Source organism: Pseudoselenomonas ruminantium, from assembly GCF_900142515.1.
GTDB classification, from domain to species: Bacteria; Bacillota; Negativicutes; order Selenomonadales; family Selenomonadaceae; genus Selenomonas_A; species Selenomonas_A ruminantium_D.
The window spans coordinates 21229-37291 of record NZ_FRBC01000007.1 but is presented as its reverse complement, the minus strand read 5'-3'; the positions used below and the strand labels follow the sequence as shown (position 1 = coordinate 37291).

At 50.4% G+C, this 16063-nt stretch carries 14 protein-coding genes and 4 tRNA genes; 14 read left to right on the top strand and 4 right to left on the bottom strand.

Translation table 11 applies throughout. The features are described from left to right. The first annotated feature begins 98 nt into the window (after positions 1-98). From flgG to BUB68_RS05025, 9 genes are all read left to right on the top strand, one after another. Entirely contained in the window at positions 99-890 is a 792-nt protein-coding gene (gene flgG, locus BUB68_RS05065) for a flagellar basal-body rod protein FlgG (protein WP_073088680.1), read from the top strand. Then, positions 890-1678 (top strand): flagellar basal body P-ring formation chaperone FlgA, encoded by a 789-nt coding sequence (flgA, locus tag BUB68_RS05060; RefSeq protein WP_081371858.1) that lies wholly within the window; start codon positions 890-892, stop codon positions 1676-1678. Before flgG ends, flgA begins: the two co-directional genes overlap by 1 nt. A gap of 15 nt (positions 1679-1693) precedes the next feature. Continuing rightward, on the top strand, positions 1694-2299 hold the full coding sequence (locus tag BUB68_RS05055; protein ID WP_081371857.1) for a flagellar basal body L-ring protein FlgH: 606 nt from the start codon (positions 1694-1696) through the stop codon (positions 2297-2299). 17 nt (positions 2300-2316) lie between these two features. Beyond that, positions 2317-3429 (top strand): flagellar basal body P-ring protein FlgI, encoded by a 1113-nt coding sequence (locus BUB68_RS05050; RefSeq protein WP_073088679.1) that lies wholly within the window; start codon positions 2317-2319, stop codon positions 3427-3429. 14 nt (positions 3430-3443) lie between these two features. Beyond that, positions 3444-3893: a rod-binding protein gene (locus tag BUB68_RS05045; protein WP_073088678.1), complete on the top strand. Its 450-nt coding sequence runs from the start codon at positions 3444-3446 to the stop codon at positions 3891-3893. 115 nt (positions 3894-4008) lie between these two features. Then, positions 4009-5490, top strand: coding sequence for a phosphodiester glycosidase family protein (locus BUB68_RS05040; RefSeq protein WP_073088677.1), 1482 nt, complete (start codon positions 4009-4011; stop codon positions 5488-5490). A gap of 94 nt (positions 5491-5584) precedes the next feature. Further along, positions 5585-7609, top strand: a complete 2025-nt coding sequence (locus BUB68_RS05035) for a SpoIVB peptidase S55 domain-containing protein (RefSeq protein ID WP_081371856.1) — start codon at positions 5585-5587, stop codon at positions 7607-7609. 100 nt (positions 7610-7709) lie between these two features. Continuing rightward, the gene (gene murA / locus BUB68_RS05030) at positions 7710-8975 is read left to right on the top strand and encodes a UDP-N-acetylglucosamine 1-carboxyvinyltransferase (RefSeq protein ID WP_073088676.1); all 1266 of its coding nucleotides are present in this window, start codon (positions 7710-7712) and stop codon (positions 8973-8975) included. 63 nt (positions 8976-9038) lie between these two features. Further along, positions 9039-9115, top strand: a tRNA-Arg gene (locus BUB68_RS05025). A gap of 72 nt (positions 9116-9187) precedes the next feature. Here the strand turns inward: BUB68_RS05025 and BUB68_RS05020 are convergent. The 3 genes from BUB68_RS05020 to BUB68_RS05010 all read right to left on the bottom strand — a co-directional run bounded on the left by BUB68_RS05020 (position 9188) and on the right by BUB68_RS05010 (position 11571). Next, the gene (locus BUB68_RS05020; RefSeq protein WP_073088675.1) at positions 9188-9712 is read right to left on the bottom strand and encodes a DUF1097 domain-containing protein; all 525 of its coding nucleotides are present in this window, start codon (positions 9710-9712) and stop codon (positions 9188-9190) included. Between the two features lie 12 nt (positions 9713-9724). Beyond that, complete coding sequence (gene guaD, locus BUB68_RS05015) at positions 9725-11008, bottom strand: guanine deaminase (RefSeq protein ID WP_073088674.1); 1284 nt, start codon at positions 11006-11008, stop codon at positions 9725-9727. A gap of 176 nt (positions 11009-11184) precedes the next feature. After that, positions 11185-11571, bottom strand: a complete 387-nt coding sequence (locus BUB68_RS05010) for a hypothetical protein (RefSeq protein WP_073088673.1) — start codon at positions 11569-11571, stop codon at positions 11185-11187. Between the two features lie 463 nt (positions 11572-12034). On the opposite strand from BUB68_RS05010, the gene BUB68_RS05005 reads away from it, so the two are divergent. From BUB68_RS05005 to BUB68_RS04990, 4 genes are all read left to right on the top strand, one after another. Next, positions 12035-13525, top strand: coding sequence for an oligopeptide:H+ symporter (locus BUB68_RS05005; protein ID WP_073088672.1), 1491 nt, complete (start codon positions 12035-12037; stop codon positions 13523-13525). 73 nt (positions 13526-13598) lie between these two features. Next, positions 13599-13676: transfer RNA gene (locus tag BUB68_RS05000), tRNA-Arg, on the top strand. An 8-nt stretch (positions 13677-13684) separates the two neighbouring features. Beyond that, positions 13685-13761, top strand: a tRNA-Val gene (locus BUB68_RS04995). Positions 13762-13765: 4 nt separating this feature from the next. Continuing rightward, a tRNA-Val gene (locus BUB68_RS04990) sits at positions 13766-13842 on the top strand. A gap of 121 nt (positions 13843-13963) precedes the next feature. On the opposite strand, the gene BUB68_RS04985 is transcribed toward BUB68_RS04990, so the two are convergent. Further along, positions 13964-14614, bottom strand: a complete 651-nt coding sequence (locus BUB68_RS04985; RefSeq protein ID WP_073088806.1) for a Crp/Fnr family transcriptional regulator — start codon at positions 14612-14614, stop codon at positions 13964-13966. Positions 14615-14766: 152 nt separating this feature from the next. Here BUB68_RS04985 and BUB68_RS04980 point away from each other — a divergent pair, with 152 nt between their 5' ends. Then, positions 14767-16047, top strand: a complete 1281-nt coding sequence (locus BUB68_RS04980; protein ID WP_073088671.1) for an NCS2 family permease — start codon at positions 14767-14769, stop codon at positions 16045-16047. Positions 16048-16063: the final 16 nt, after the last annotated feature.

The window sequence follows — 16063 nt, the reverse complement described above, 5'->3', positions numbered from 1 at the left end:
GAAGGCGCGGGTGTCCGGCGGACACCCCGGTCGGGGAACCGCGCAGCGGTGAGAGGGGCTGTTGTTGAGATTTTTCGCATAGTTGGGAGGAACCCGTTATGATGAGAGCGCTTTGGTCGGCGGCTTCTGGTATGAAAGGGCAGCAGACTAATATTGATGTGATTGCTAATAATATTGCCAATGTCAATACTTATGGCGGCAAGAAGGTCCGGGCGGAATTCCAGGATCTGATCTATCAGACCCTTCGGGATGCCGGAGCGCAGAGCGGACAGGACAATCAGTATCCTACGGGCCTGCAGATCGGACTGGGGACGCGTGTGGCGGCTACCCAGCGGGTGATAACCCAAGGGCCGCTGCAAACTACAGACAATCCGCTGGATGTGGGGATTCAGGGCGAAGGCTATTTCCGGGTGACTTTGCCGGATGGGACCACAGGTTATACCCGTGATGGTTCCTTCAAGCTGGATTCGCAACGGCGACTGGTAACAAGCGATGGTTATCTGCTGGCGGATGGCATTACGTTTGGTGAGAATTCTCCTGTGGATTCCATCGTTATTTCTGGTGATGGTCAGGTTTCGGAGACCCCTGCAGGTGGTACGCAGCAGAATGTAGGGCAGATTACTTTGGCGCGGTTTGTCAATCCTGCCGGTCTGACGGCTATCGGCAAGAACCTCTTTATCGTGTCGGAGGCATCCGGGGATGCTATTGAGAGCAATCCTGGAACTGACGGGAGCGGCACTCTGACTCAAAATACGCTGGAAATGAGCAATGTACAGATTGTTGAAGAAATGGTCAATATGATTGTGGCTCAGCGTGCTTATGAATCCAATTCCAAGGCAGTGACCACGTCGGATTCCATGTTGGAAATTGCCAATGGTTTGAAACGTTGATGAAAGTTAAGAGAACCCGTCTGGCCAGTCTATTTACATCATGGATGTTATGGATTGGCTTCTTCTGTCTGTTGTTTTGTGTTTCTCTGCCGCAGGCAGAAGCCCTTTATGGCGGCAGACAGCAGGCAGAGGCTTTCCCGCAGATGATGAGTTCCCAGAAGTTGTCAGGGATTGCCCGACAGCAGGTGGAGCTTGAACTGCATAAGATCGGTGAAAAAAGGCGCTATGTACTGACGCTGACAACTTCGCCGCCGGATATGCGCCTGCCGGCAGGAAAGATCCGCTACGAAGCAGAACTGCCGGGGAAACTCCGTTATGGCAACGTCCAGCCTGTGCATATCCGGGTCTATATCAATGAAAAACTCTATCGCCGTACAATCTGCTATTACCGGGTGCAGGTGTTTGAGAAAGTGCTGGTGGCAGGCAGCAATCTGCCATTGGAGCAGGGAATCAGCGAAAAAGCTGTACGGCTCGAAGAACGGGAAGTCTTTGGCGGTGCGGGGCGTTATCTGACAAAATACGAGGATATCGCAGGGCGGGTGCCCGTGCGTTATATCCATATGGGGCAGCCATTGGAGCAGAATATGCTGCAGAATCCCGTGGTAATCAATACCGGCAGCCCTGTGAAGCTGGTCACCAGTTATCATGGTGTGCAGGTTAAGGCGGAAGGCGTTGCCTTGCAGAAGGGAAGGGTCGGAGGCTCGATCCGAGTGCGCAATGCCCGTTCCGGCAAGATGCTCGTCGGCAAGGTCGTTGATGCTGAGACCGTGGAAATTGCAGGTCAGTAAAGGCAGGTAAGAAATATGCAGATACAACAATATCATAAAAAGATTGCTTTGGCATTGGCGGTGGGTGGCTTGTTTCTGAGCCTCGCACCACCGGCAGCTTCGGCGCAGTCCCTCTGGGCTGGCGGTGGCAGATATCGCAATATCTTTTCCGACCGGAAGGCGCAGGATGTTGGGGATATCCTGACGATTGCCATCAGTGAGTCCACGAGTCTTTCCACCAGCAAATCAAGTTCTAACAGCAAGAGCGGCAATGTTTCGTTGTCTACAGGCGTGGGGATTTTCGATTTCCTGCGGGCAGCATCGGCCAGCGGCTCAGATTCGTTCAAAGCAAATGGTGCATCTTCTGCGAAAAATTCGACTACAGCCAATGTGACGGTGACGGTGGTCGATATACAGCCCAATGGCAATCTGGTGCTGGAGGGGACGCAGTCTATCTGGCATAACAAAAATGAACACAAGATCACATTCCGGGGAATCTGCCGTCCGGAAGATGTGACAGCCAATAATATCATTGCCTCCACCAAAATCGCCAATGCCATGGTGAGATTTGATGGCAAGGGGCCACTCAATGCCAAACAGCGGCAGGGGATTTTGACGCAGGTATTTAACATTTTGTTCTGATGAAATGGGAGGCTCGTATGAAGAAAATACTGGCTTGTTTATTGGCTGGTGCCCTGATGCTGGGGGGCTGGCCATCGCAGGCAGCAGCCGATAACGCGGTGACGCGTATAAAGGATGTGGCCAAAGTGCAGGGAGTCCGTTCCAATCAGCTGATGGGATATGGGCTGGTGGTGGGCCTTAATGGCACCGGTGACTCCAATAAGACAACAGAGACCATACAGTCTATCGTCAATATGCTCAAGACCTATGGGGTGACGGTCAATCAAGGGTCCCTGAAATCGGATAATGTGGCAGCGGTTATGGTGACGGCTACACTGCCTCCTTTTGTCCGGGAAGGGGATACCATTGATATTACGGTATCGTCCATTGGTGATGCGGATAGCATTCAGGGCGGGACTTTGCTGCAGACTCCGTTGCGGGCAGGAAATGGCACGGTGTATGCTGTGGCTCAGGGCGCTGTGTCTACAGGCGGGTTTGCTGCCGGGCGTGGTTCGTCCACCGCAACCAAGAACTTTCCGACGGTGGGGATGACACCTAATGGAGCCATTGTGGAGCGTACTGTAGAAGATGATCTGGGCAATAATGGGAAGCTCTCGTTGTCACTTTCCCATCCGGATTTCACCACGGCAAGCCGGATGGCAACAGCGATCAACTCCCAGTATGGCGGCATTGCAGTGGCGGTTAATCCGGGACGTATCGATATTGACATTCCTGCCTACTACCGGGGCAATGTGGTGGGGTTTGTAGCATCCATTGAGGAATTGCCGGTGATGCCGGATAAAGTGGCCAAGATTGTCGTCAATGAGCGTACGGGAACTATCGTGATGGGCGGTGACGTATCGGTAGACGAGATTGCTATTACTCAGGGCGGCCTGTCAATCCAGGTGAAAAAGACGAAGGAAGCCAATCAGCCGGCACCTTTTAGTTATGGTACAACCATTGAGACCCGCAATGAAAATGTAGAGGTCAAGGAAGATAAAGCCAGTACCATCGTATTGCCCGCTACGGCCAACGTCAGCGATATCGTCGGTGCATTGAATGCCGTAGGAGCAACGCCAAGGGATACGATTTCGATCTTGCAGGCGATGAAAGCCGCGGGTGCCCTTCATGCGGAACTGCAATTGATTTAAGTGAGGTGCGGATGATGCAGATAGAACCTTTGAGCGCGCAGGGGTTAGGAACCCTGGCGAATAATAATTATGATTCTGCCCGGGCATCAGCTGAGTCAGCTGAATTTGCGGATATGCTGAAGGAGTTGCAGGGGAAGACTACTGCTGCAGCCAACAGCAAAGGGAAAAATATCATGGATGATGCGGCCATGGCGAAGCGGGACAAGGAATTGAAGGAAGCCTGTGAGGGCTTTGAGGCTATGTTCCTGAACATGATGTATCGTCAGATGAGGGCAACGGTCCCCGAGGATTCTCTTTTTGGGGAGTCACATGGGCAGAAGATCTTTCAGGATATGCGGGATGATGAACTGATGAAAAAAGTAGCTGCCGGCGGTGGCATCGGTATTGCCGATATGATGTATAAGCAGCTGAAACCGCAGGTGCTCAAAGCCAATCAACAGGTCGCACAAAAAAGTGAAATGTGATAAAATGAATAGCAAAAGCCGCCCCCTTTCGAGGGAGAGGGTCACTTTGTGGCCATCTTCCCTGAAAGGGGGCGGTACATTGCGGATTTGTTTGTTGATGTAGGAGGTTTTTTCTTTGTTGATAAAAAAACGCAGCTTAGCTGCTTGGGCTTTGACGTTATCTTTTTTGAGTGCTCCCGCCTGTATCGAAGCGGCAGACCTGACTGCTGTGCGTTATCACAGTGGGACAGCGCATGACCGGCTGGTTTTTGACTGGTCGGAAATGCCCCGGTACAATGTGTCGCTGTCAGCGGATAAGCGGGTCCTGACGCTGGATTTCAGTGATGCTGTCAAGCGTTATGTCAGCAAGGAAGCAATTTCTGGCAGCCGGGTAGAATCTGTAGATTACAAGGTGAAGGATGGGCATTTGCTCGTAAGTATCCGCCTGCGGCCGGGGCTGACCTATAAATTGGGGAAACTTGCTGCTCCGGATCGGATCTTCGTGGATGTCATGCCGCAGCAATCTGCCGTCAGGAAACCGGTTATCCCTGCAAAACCTGCGACGGGAACAAAGCCTGCCCGTGCTGATATGAAGGATATGATGCCGCTGGATTTTGATGGCCTGTATACGGAAATGATGGCTCCGGGTGTGGCCAAACGTGAATATGTTTATTGGGATGATGCGGGGAAGATTTCAGCTTATTTTGTTGAGGCGGATAAGGATCTTTATAAGGTCAAACCGGTGCTGGCCAAGGGACGTGTTCCGGGCTTGCAGACCACCAGTGGCATGTCGGATATGACCGATGCCGTGGCTGCGGTCAATGCTACTTATTTTGCCGGGAATGGTGATGCGATTGGCATGATCAAGATTGATGGGGATATGGCAGGGACTACCTATTATCGGCGCACGGCGTTAGGGATCAACAGCTATGGCCAGCCCTTTATGGGGCCGGTATCCTATGAAGGCAGTGTGCTGCTGGGTTCGGTCAGTATGCCGGTTTCAGGTGTGGACTGCGAACGAGGGGCCAATAATGTCACGATCTATAACCACTGGTATGGCAGCCGTACCCGTACCAATGAGTATGGCAAGGAGTATACGGTGGTCAATGGCACGGTAACGGCCATCAGCGATGGCAATTCGCCGATTCCTGCTGATGGCTGGGTGGTGTCAGTACATGGGACTGCTGCCGAGGCCTTTGCGGGAGTCCAGGTCGGTGACCGGGGGGAAATCACGCAGGAGCTGGGGGCTCGCTGGGACAAGGCGCCGGATATCATGGGGGCCGGACCGCGCCTGGTGCAGAATGGCCAGGTATGCGTAACTGCCGGTGAGGAACAATTCCCCGGTGATATCCGTTATGGACGGGCACCGCGCAGTGCAGTCGCCATTCTCAAAAATGGCAACTATCTTTTCGGCGTGGTGGATGGCCGCCAGAGCAACAGCCGGGGATTGACTTTGACTGATTGGGCGAAACTCTTGGTGAAGATGGGGGCCAAAGATGCCATGAATCTTGACGGTGGCGGTTCCAGCGCCTTGGTTATCGGCGGACAGGTACAGAACTCTCCGAGTGATGGCTCGGAACGCTATGTGGGCAGTGCCCTTATCCTGACCAAAAAATAAATGCTTATGGGACTTTGTTCCTATAGCAAAACGGATTTTCTGGCTGTATAATGAAATGATGGATAAGTTTGAGATAGAACTGCAAATGAGGTGAATGATTTTGCGTAAAGATATAAGGAAGATGGTGGCGGCAGGTTTGGCCAGTATGATGATGTGGGTACCTGCTTCAACCTATGCCATGGATCCTATTATGCCTCACAGTCAGGTAGAGGAAGGCATGGTGGGGACGGCTTATACTGTAGTGGACAGCAGTGGCCAGCTTAAAGATTTCCAGGTGGATATTGTAGGTAATATGGATAACGGCAAGGGTTCCCAGCCCATGATCATGGCTAAGGCTTCCGGACCGGTCATTGAGCAGACTGGCGGTATCCTGCAGGGGATGAGCGGCAGCCCTGTCTATGTGAATGGTTATCTGGTCGGCGCGGTGGCCGCTGGCATCAAGGGAATGACGCCTTACACATTCTTCATCACCCCGATTGATGAGATGACACCGCTTTGGTCTATGCCGGATAATAAAAATAAGACCACTTTGTCAACGGTGAATCTCAAAAAAGCTGCTGAGACCAGAAAGAAAGAGGCCGAAGAGGATAAGAAAAAAAAGGAAGAACGGGCCAAGAACAAAGATAAGAAGGTCTATGGAGATGAATTGATTGCGCGTGCCCGGGCTGCTGCTGAAGCTGAACGGAAAAATGCGCAGAAAGATAAAGAAAAGGCTGGTGCGTCAGAGAAGACTCAGCCAGAAGCTGCCGGGGAACATGCTGGTGATAAGGATAAGTCCCCAGCTAAGGCAGCAAAGAAGGACGTGAAATCCGAACCCAAGGATGTCATGTATTTTTCCGGATTCAATCAGGCGGGGCTGGATTTCCTGAAACGGCAGATCGATCCGCAGGACAGTTATACGTTCCTGCCTATGGGGGCACCTACCGGGGCGGAGCTGAATACGACCGATTACCATGCCAGCCTGGTGCCGGGCGCTGCTGTTGGTGTGGCAGTAGCTTATGGTGATTTTGCTGTGGGGGCAACGGGAACGGTAACGGCTGTGGATGGAGATAAGATTCTGGCCTTCGGTCATCCCTTCCTCCATCGGGGCAATGTGAATTACTTCATGACGGATGCTACGGTTGTCGGTACGATCAGTGGCCAGAGCAATGGCATGAAGATTGCCAATATAGGCAGTATCATTGGCCGCATCAATCAGGACAGGGCCACTGGGATATCCGGTATCCTGGGGAAATTTCCTTCGGTGGTGCCCATCAAGGTCAATGTCAGGGATAAATCCCTTTCCCGCAATGATAACTATGGTGCGCGGATTGCCTATGATGAGGATTTCTTGCCGCAGCTGTCTGGTGGTATTGCCTATGCGGCATTGTCCAAGACCAGCGATAATCTGAGTGGCAGCACGGCGAAAGTCGGCTTCAAGATCCGTACGGATGCAGTGAAGGACGGGATCTTTGTCCGGGACAATATGTTTTACAATGCTGCAGATGTAGGGCAGATTGCCATGGCGGAACTCATGCAGGCCATGAGTACCATCTGCCAGAATACGGACAAAGAATCGGATATCATTGATGTGCAGGTGGATATAACCTTGGATGGCGGGCGTAAAACGGCTTCGCTGGTATCGGCAGTACCGGACAAAAAGAAGGTGAAACCTGGTGATACCGTGAAATTCACGACGACCATCAAACCTTACCGTAAATCGCAGGAAACGTTGATCATTCCGTATACGGTGCCCGATGCCCAGCCTGCAGGCACGATGAATCTCGACATCCGCGGCGGCGGCCTGGTGCCTGTGACCAGTCTGATGCTCCTGCAGCAGGCTGGTGTGGATGTGACCAGTGAGGCTGAAAGCAAGCTGACAACAGAGGCTCGCTTGCAGAAACTGCAGAAGGCAGGGCGGAATAATGAAATCGTCATCACGCCCGGTGCCGTGCAGAATCCGCCCAGCAAACGGGAAGTGCTGCGGGCACAGCAGGCTGCTGCCCGCAAGGCCAAGGCAAGGGTCAGCAACTTGGATAAATTCGGCAAACCTGCGGCTACTCCGGGAGAGACAAAATTCAGTACCGGCTACATCATTGATAATGTGATCCATGCCGCATTGACTGTAGAACGGGACTGAGCGTAAATGTGAACTGACCTATTGTAAAGACTGGCGGTTAATGGTAAACTATTGGTTGGTGCTTTTTAAAGGCGCGACTATTAGGAGGATAAAGAACTTAATGGAAAAGTTGATTATACATGGGGGGCGTCCGCTCAAGGGGCGCGTAAAAATCAGCGGAGCCAAGAACGCCGTTCTGCCAATCATTGCGGCGACGCTCCTGGGACAAGATAGGGAAAGTCTCCTGGATGAAGTTCCGGCACTGGAGGATGTGCACACCATTACCGAGGTTTTGAAAAAATTAGGGGTCAAGGCTGAGTTTGATGAAGAAAAACATCAGCTGAAGGTGGACAGCACGGTGATTGGCAGCTGTGAGGCTCCATATGACCTGGTCAGGAAGATGCGGGCATCTTTCTTGATCATGGGGCCATTGTTGGCCCGTTGCGGCCAGGCGAAGATTTCTTTGCCGGGAGGTTGTGCAATCGGGACACGTCCCATTGACCTGCACTTGAAGGGCTTTGAAGCTTTAGGGGCGAAGATAAAGATCGGTCATGGTTTTATCGAGGCGACTGCTCCGGAAGGCCTGAAGGGTACGAAAATCTATTTGGATTTCCCCAGTGTGGGTGCTACGGAGAACATCCTGATGGCGGCTTCCATGGCGGAGGGCGTTACGGTTCTGGAAAACCCTGCGCAGGAACCTGAGATTGTCGATCTGGCCAATTACCTCAATGTGATGGGGGCTAAGATTCGTGGCGCTGGCACGAACGTCATCAAGATTGAAGGCGTATCCAAATTGACGGGCCGTGACTATACCATCATTCCGGACCGCATTGAGGCAGGTACCTATATGGTGGCTGCAGCCATGACTCAGGGGGATGTTTATATCGAGAATGCCATCAGTGAGCATCTGAAACCTGTTATTGCCAAGCTTAAAGAGGCTGGCGTTACGATTGAAGAAGATGTGGATGGCATCCGCGTGACGTGCAATAAACGCACCAAGGCTGTGGACATCAAGACTATGCCATATCCCGGTTTCCCCACGGATATGCAGGCACAGTTCATGGCGATGCTGGCGATTTCCGAGGGCACGGGAATGGTGACGGAGACGGTGTTTGAAAACCGTTTCATGCATGTGGATGAATTGAAACGTATGGGTTCCAATATCAAGATTGATGGCCGTACTTCCGTGGTGGAAGGGGTGGAGAACCTTACGGGCTGTCAGGTGAAGGCGACTGACCTTCGCGCTGGTGCCGCTATGGTGCTGGCGGGGCTGGTTGCCGAAGGCGAGACTCAGGTCGGCTATATCCATCACATCGATCGTGGTTACGACAATCTCGTACAGAAATTAGTGGGGCTCGGAGCAGATATCTGCCGCCGGGAGTCCTGAACATAAAAGAGGCCGATTGGCCTCTTTATTTTTTGTGCATTTTCTGTTATAATATCTTATGTTGCGGTTGTAGCTCAGTTGGATAGAGCGTCCGCCTCCTAAGCGGCAGGTCGCGCGTTCGAATCGCGCCAATCGCACCAGTTACAGAATATAGCAAAGGCTGTGAAGCCTGCGGATGTATCCGCAGCTTCACAGCTTTTTTCTTTGAGGATTTACTTTTTGGGGGGATAGCCGGCCAAACGGCAGATCTTCTGTACGATATAACCTTCAAACAGGCCGATGATATTGCCGCCGTTGATATAGAGGAAGGCCAATACGATATTGAGCCAGTAATTGGTATGGACGGGGAAAGCGTTCAGATAGTAGCCGGCAAAAATGCAGGAGAAGGCATTGAAGCCAACCAGCGGCTGAATGCCGGGAATCTTGAAGGAAAGAATCAGGAGCAGGATATTGGGGAAAACGCCAATCATATTGGGCAGCAGCCAGGGCAGGCAAGGCTGCAGCAGATCGATGCAGACCACCGACGACAGGGCCAGTATGCCACCCAGTATGCAGGTGATGGTACCCTCTTTTATGGCACGTACATCAGCACCGATGGACAGATACCAGGTCCAGCCGATGAACACGGCCCAGACCGGGATATCCACCAGCAGGAAAACGGCAGTCAGCCCGGAAGCTGTAGCCATGATGGTATCTTCACGGTTGATGTTCTTGATTGCACTTATGATCTGTTCCATAGACAGCACTCCTTAAACAGCAGGTTTGTCTGTATGCTTGACAGGCCGTCCTTGTACATAAACATCTTCGATATCTTGTGCTCTGCCATGATAGATGAAGTATTGCAGCTGTTCCTCGATGGTGCGATCCTGTTGGAATATGGGCAGCGTGACAACAAGGAAATCTGCACTATAGTCTGGTTCCAGACTTCCTGTCTGTCCAAAGAAGGATCCACCAGCTTTTGTAGCCAGATAGAAAGCTTCACAAAGTTTCAATGGCGCTTCTTCTGGATGGTCGATGCTGCGGATTTTGGAAATTTCGATAGCCCGGACGATTTCGTGGGGGATGAAGAGGGTATGACCGCCGCCGATATCGCTGCCCAATACCACTTTGACACCGGCATCCAGCATCCGGCGCAGGGGCATCAGCCCACTGGCTAGATTGAGATTAGAAGCAGGGCAATGCACGGCATATACATCTTTTCGGGCCATGATAGCAATTTCTTCTTCGGACAGATGGATGCAGTGAGCCATCAGGGTCGGCGTAGTGCCGAAGAGATCAAAACGGTCATAGACGCTCATATAGTATTGGTCTTCCGGGAAAAGTTCCTTCACGAGCTGGATTTCGCCCTTGTTTTCCGATAAATGGCTCTGTACTGGCACGTTGTATTCGCGGACAAGTTTTCCCAGGCCTGTCATCATGCCTGCAGTGACAGAGGGGACAAAACGCGGCGTGATGATTGGCTTGACAAGCGGATGCTTATGCCACTTTTTGATGAAGGCCTCGGTGTCTGACAGAGATTGGGCGGTGTCTTCTGTCAATGCCGGTGCGGAATTATTGTCCATATTGACTTTTCCGACATAGGTACGTAAACCCTTTTGTGCGAGGATGTCGCATAGGATATCCGTACTTTCCGGGTGAATGGTAGCAAAAATAGAAGCAGAGGTAGTGCCACAATCAGCCAGTTCTTCTGCCAAAAGGGGGTAGATCTGGCGGGCATAATCAGGATCGGCGAACTTCGGCTCTTCCTTGAAGGTGTAACGGTTGAGCCAGTCCAGCAGCTGATCATCCATGCCCATGCCAATCTGGATATACTGAGGCGCGTGCAGATGCAGATCTGCAAAACCTGGCATGATCAGCTTGCCGCGGCAATCTTTAAGGGGAAGTGCAGCAGCTGCTGCTGGTTTGGTGGCACAGATAGCCGAGATCCTGCCTTCTTCGACTACAATATAGCCATTTTTCAATGTAATAAAATGATCTTTGTCGGGGGTATAAATGATATTGCCTTGCAGGACGAAGGATCCATGTCTTTCCATAAACAACACTCCCTTGTGATGATTCATTTGTTTTCCATTTATCACTATTTTACGAAAAAAATAAGAAACAAGAAAGGACATGTGTCTGTTTATGGATTACTTTATTTTGTTTAATCGTGACAGGACAATAAAAAACCTTCCCAAAAGGGAAGGTCCTTTCGTAAATAGTCACTGCTTCAGCCGATGGGACAGGAAGGTGTTTCATTATTGCGCTCAGCATGATGTTTGCCTTCGAAAAGGGCTTCGCTGACTTTGCGCATCAGTTCATCCTGTTCTGCTGCTGCGGAGAAGATGATCTTGTTTTCCGGTGCGGCGCTTTCTTCTGCAAGTTCCGTGATAGACAGCTGCAAGCGATGACTTTTGTCCTTGCGGAAGGAATAACTCTTCCTGGTGGCCAGCCATTCTGTAATCATCTCGATGTTCTGGAAGGAGGCAACTTTGTTGTAATCTTTGTAAACATCTGCGGCCAATTGGGCAGCCTTGTCCTTGTCGCTGGTCACACCGACCAGAGAAAAGGTAGTGGATTCGCCTTCCGTGATGAGGCTGTTGATAATATAGAGCATAGCAAAACCTTTCCTTGTAAATAGAATAAACGTTTCATTTCCGAGGGGAGACGGTATGATCGTATCCCTGCCTTATTGTAACAGATACCGCATTATGGTTCAAATTTTGTAAACTTGTTCCGCAGATAAGTGCAGGGGACTGTGTATACACAGTGTGGACATTGAGTGCTAATGTATCTTTTATATTACAACATTACAGATATGTATATTTTTTTGTGCTATTTTTCATGCGCAACTTTTTCTTACAGGATATATATTCAGTAAGATATAGAAATGCATGCAACAATAGGACAAATGTCTTTGTTTTACAGAGCGGAAAAATGTATAGTTGTATATGTAACAGTTTTTACACTTTGCAACACTTTGCAGATACTTTTATTTGTGCTATAATGTCTACCCGTAACAAACATTGCCGATTGGTGATGCTGTGTATATGTATTTTTGAGAAGTTAGGAGAATGATTATGGTAGAAACGCAACCTGTGAATCGCAAAAAAGCGTTTAATATGCTTTTCTTCCTGGAATTCTGGGAGCGGTTTGGTTTTTACGGTCTGCAGGCTGTGCTGGCGGGCTTCTTCGTTAAGAGCCTGGGCATGGAAGATGCAGAGTCCTTTGTAGTATTTGGTGCATTCAGCGCCATGGTATATGGTTATGTATCCATCGGCGGTTTCCTGGGGGATAAGGTGCTGGGAACGCAGCGTACCATCACTTTGGGTGCTGTTGTCCTGATGATTGGCTATTTTATGATGGGCATGTCTGGAACCAATAAGGAAATGGTGTTCCTGGCATTGGGCGCTATTGCCTGCGGTAATGGTATTTTCAAGGCAAATCCGTCATCTCTGCTTTCCAAGCTCTATGAAGGGGCTGAAGAAGAACTCGATAGTGCCTTTACCATGTATTACATGGCCGTGAATATCGGTTCCTTCATCTCCATGTTGCTGGTGCCGATCATCGGTGCAAAGTATGGCCTGGATTTAGGTTTTATGATTTGCGCTATGGGCTTGGTGCTGGCTATCGGTGGTTTTGTCAGCTTCCGTTATCTGGTACGGGGCATTGATTCCCCGGCTGGTGCGGAAAAGCTTTCTTACACGAAACTGGCTGCTGTTATCGCTGGTGTGGTAGCGATGACCTTCGTCTCCAGCTGGCTGCTCTCGCACCTGTCCGTTGCTCACTGGCTGCTCCTGATCATCGGCATCCTGGTGTATGGTGTATTCTTCAAGATGATCATCCAGTCTAAGGGTGCAACCCGCAGCCATATGATCGCAGCAATGATCCTGATTGTGGAAGCTATCGTGTTCTTCACGCTTTACAATCAGATGCCGACGTCCCTGAACTTCTTTGCCATCAAGAACGTGGAACACAGCATCATGGGGATCAACATTCCGGATGCGCAGGTTTTCCAGACGCTTAATCCGTTCTGGATCATGCTGGCCAGCCCGGTCCTGGCATTCATGTATTCTCGTTTTGGCAGCCAGGGCAAGGATCTGTCCATGCCGGCTAAGTTTGCTCTGGGCATGCTGCTGACGGCAGGTTCTTTCCTTGTAGTTGGTTTCTCGGCTAACTTTGCCAGCGAAGGCGGTATCGTATCTGCATGGTGGCTGGTTGGTTCTTATTTCCTTAGCTCTATCGGCGAGCTGCTGATCAGTGGTCTGGGCTTGTCCATGATTTCCAAGCTCGTGCCGCAGAAACTCATTGGCTTCCTGATGGGGGCATGGTTCCTCACCACGGCTATTTCTTCCATCATCGGTGGTTGGGTAGCCAGCCTCACGGCTGTGCCGAAGGATGTTACGGATCCTGTTCTGACGTTGGGCGTATATTCTGATGTCTTCACGCAGATCGGTCTTGTGACCCTGGGCGTAACGGTGGTTATGGCTGCTACGGTACCGCTGCTCAACAAGCTCATCAACAAGCAGGATGAGGAGACTATGGCATCGGAACCTGCTTTTGAAAAATAATTTTTAATAAGTGTTGACAATTGCTTTCGTAATCGCTATAATAATATATGTTGATTGCGAGAGCAATTATTGTGACTCAGTAGCTCAGTTGGATTAGAGTATTTGACTACGAATCAAAGGGTCGGGGGTTCGAGTCCCTCCTGGGTCACCATTTTTATTGGGGTTATAGCTCAGTTGGTTAGAGTGTCTCGTTGACATCGAGGAGGTCACAGATTCGAATTCTGTTAACCCCACCATATTGCTCGCCTAGCTCAGTTGGCTAGAGCATCTCCGTCACATGGAGGGGGTCGGGGGTTCGAATCCCTCGGCGAGCACCACTTGAATGATATACGGGAGCCTTTTCGGATGAAGGGGTTCCCGTTTTTTGCATGGAAAAGCAAGATGAAAAATCAGCAGACTTTTCATCTTGCTTTTTGTGCGTCAGGCCATGAGGCCGGTTCATTCATCGGCAAGGGCATCTTTCAATGCTTTTTGCTGGTCTTTGTTGATGGTGATCTTTCCGTGGAGCAGGGTGATAAGACCTGCTTCTTTTAATTTCAATACACCGCGATTGACCGTTTTCACGCTGGTGCCGATATCGTCAGCAATCTGCTGGCGGCTGGTATGAAGGATGAAGAGATCGGTCTGGATATCTCCCAGACGCTTCAGAAGATAGCTGTGGAGCCGTTCAAAACTCGGCTGGAATTTTATGCGGCCGGCTTCGTTGGAGGTAGGGTACATTTTGGCGGCCAGCATCCGGGCAACCATTACGGCAAATTCGTTGTCCATATGCATCCATTGAAGGAATGTTTCAGCGCGCATGGCGATGACCTCGCAGGCACTATCGGCTTCATTGGTGGCAGCATAGACACCTGTGCCGGCCAATACGTCCAGGTCGCCGATGAGCTCGGCTATGCCCAGAGAGGCAAAGGTATAACGCTGGCCACTGGCGAATTCATTGCTGACCCGGGTGCTGCCTTTGGTAATCAAATAGACATGCTTGGCGTCTTCGCCTTTGCGGACAATGGTTTCCCCGCTGACGTAATTTTTATGGGTAGTCTGCCGCCTGATTTCTTCTGGCATGTGTTCTAAAATGAATTCTAATTCCATAGATTTATCCTTTCCTGTCTTGAAAATCATATCCATTATATAGCATTTTTTTTTTGAAAAAAAGGACATTTTTGGACCGATGTCCTTTTTTTTTGTGGCTAAAACCGCTAAAGTATATGTGAAATGATACGAATGGAGTGATAGTGAGAATTATGCGTAAGGTTTTTGGCCATGCTTTTGACCATCCCAAGGTATGGCAGAGGGAAGTTATGGCTGGGATTACAGCATTTTTTGCTATTTCCTATATCATAATTGTCAATCCGTTGATTTTGGCTGACGCGGGGATTCCCGTGGAACTGTCAGTTTTTGCCACGATTTTTTCATCGGTTGTAGGCTGTTTGTTGATGGCTTTTGTGGCCAATGCACCGATTGTGCTCACCCCGGGGATGGGGATCAACGCATTCTTTACCTATACCATCTGCGTGCAGATGGGACTTAGTTGGCATGAAGCTTTGGCGATTTCAGCAGTATCGGGATTGATCTTTGCGGTTGTTGCCTGCTCACCTTTGGCTGGCAAGCTGAGCCGTGCGGTGCCGGCATCCTTGAAATGTGCCATTACCGCGGGCATAGGCCTGTTTTTGGTGGAGATTGGTCTGGAAAAAGCATCGCTGATCCAGCGCGGCAGCAACTCGATCATTGAATTGGGGTCGCTGACGAATCCGGCGGCGCTCCTGGCTATTTTTGGCTTGATCCTGAGCCTCTGGCTGTATCTGAGGAATGTGATGGGCAGTTTCTTCATCGCGATTATTGTGACCAGTGTGGTTGGCTATTTCGCAGGTGTCACGGAGAGCACACAGATTACCGTGAATGTAGCGGATATCCATGAATACCCTCAGCTGCTTATGCAGGCAGATTTTTCCCATTTGAACAGCGCGCTCTTTTTGGTGGCCGTGTTCTCCATGTCCATGATCATGGTCTTTGAAACCATGGGGCTGCTGGAGGGAATCCTGCCGAATCAGGCCAAGTTTGCCAAGACGTTCAAGGGTTCGGCGTTCACTACGATTATTTCCAGTGCGATGGGGACCAGTCCTACGGTAGCGGCAGCGGAAAGTGCGGCAGGTATTGCCAGCGGCGGCCGCACAGGATTGATGGCATTCACTGCTTCCATACTATTTATTCTCTCTTTGTTTTTCATTCCCCTGCTGGCTTATGTACCATCTGCGGCAATTGCTCCGGTCATCATCATTACGGGAGCAATGATGATGCAGCAGCTTGAATATATGACGTTTAACGATTTTTCAGAATGGTTCCCGGCATTTTTGGTGGTGGTGCTGATTCCCTTGTCCGGCAGTATTTCGACCGGCCTGGCTTTTGGCTTCACCGCATATCCCCTGCTCAAGTGCCTGAAAGGCAGCTGGCGGGAGGTACATGCCCTTGGCTATGTATTGGGCTTTCTTTTCCTCTTGAATCTTGTTTTCCAGGCAAGGTTCTAGAATTTACATAAAGCTT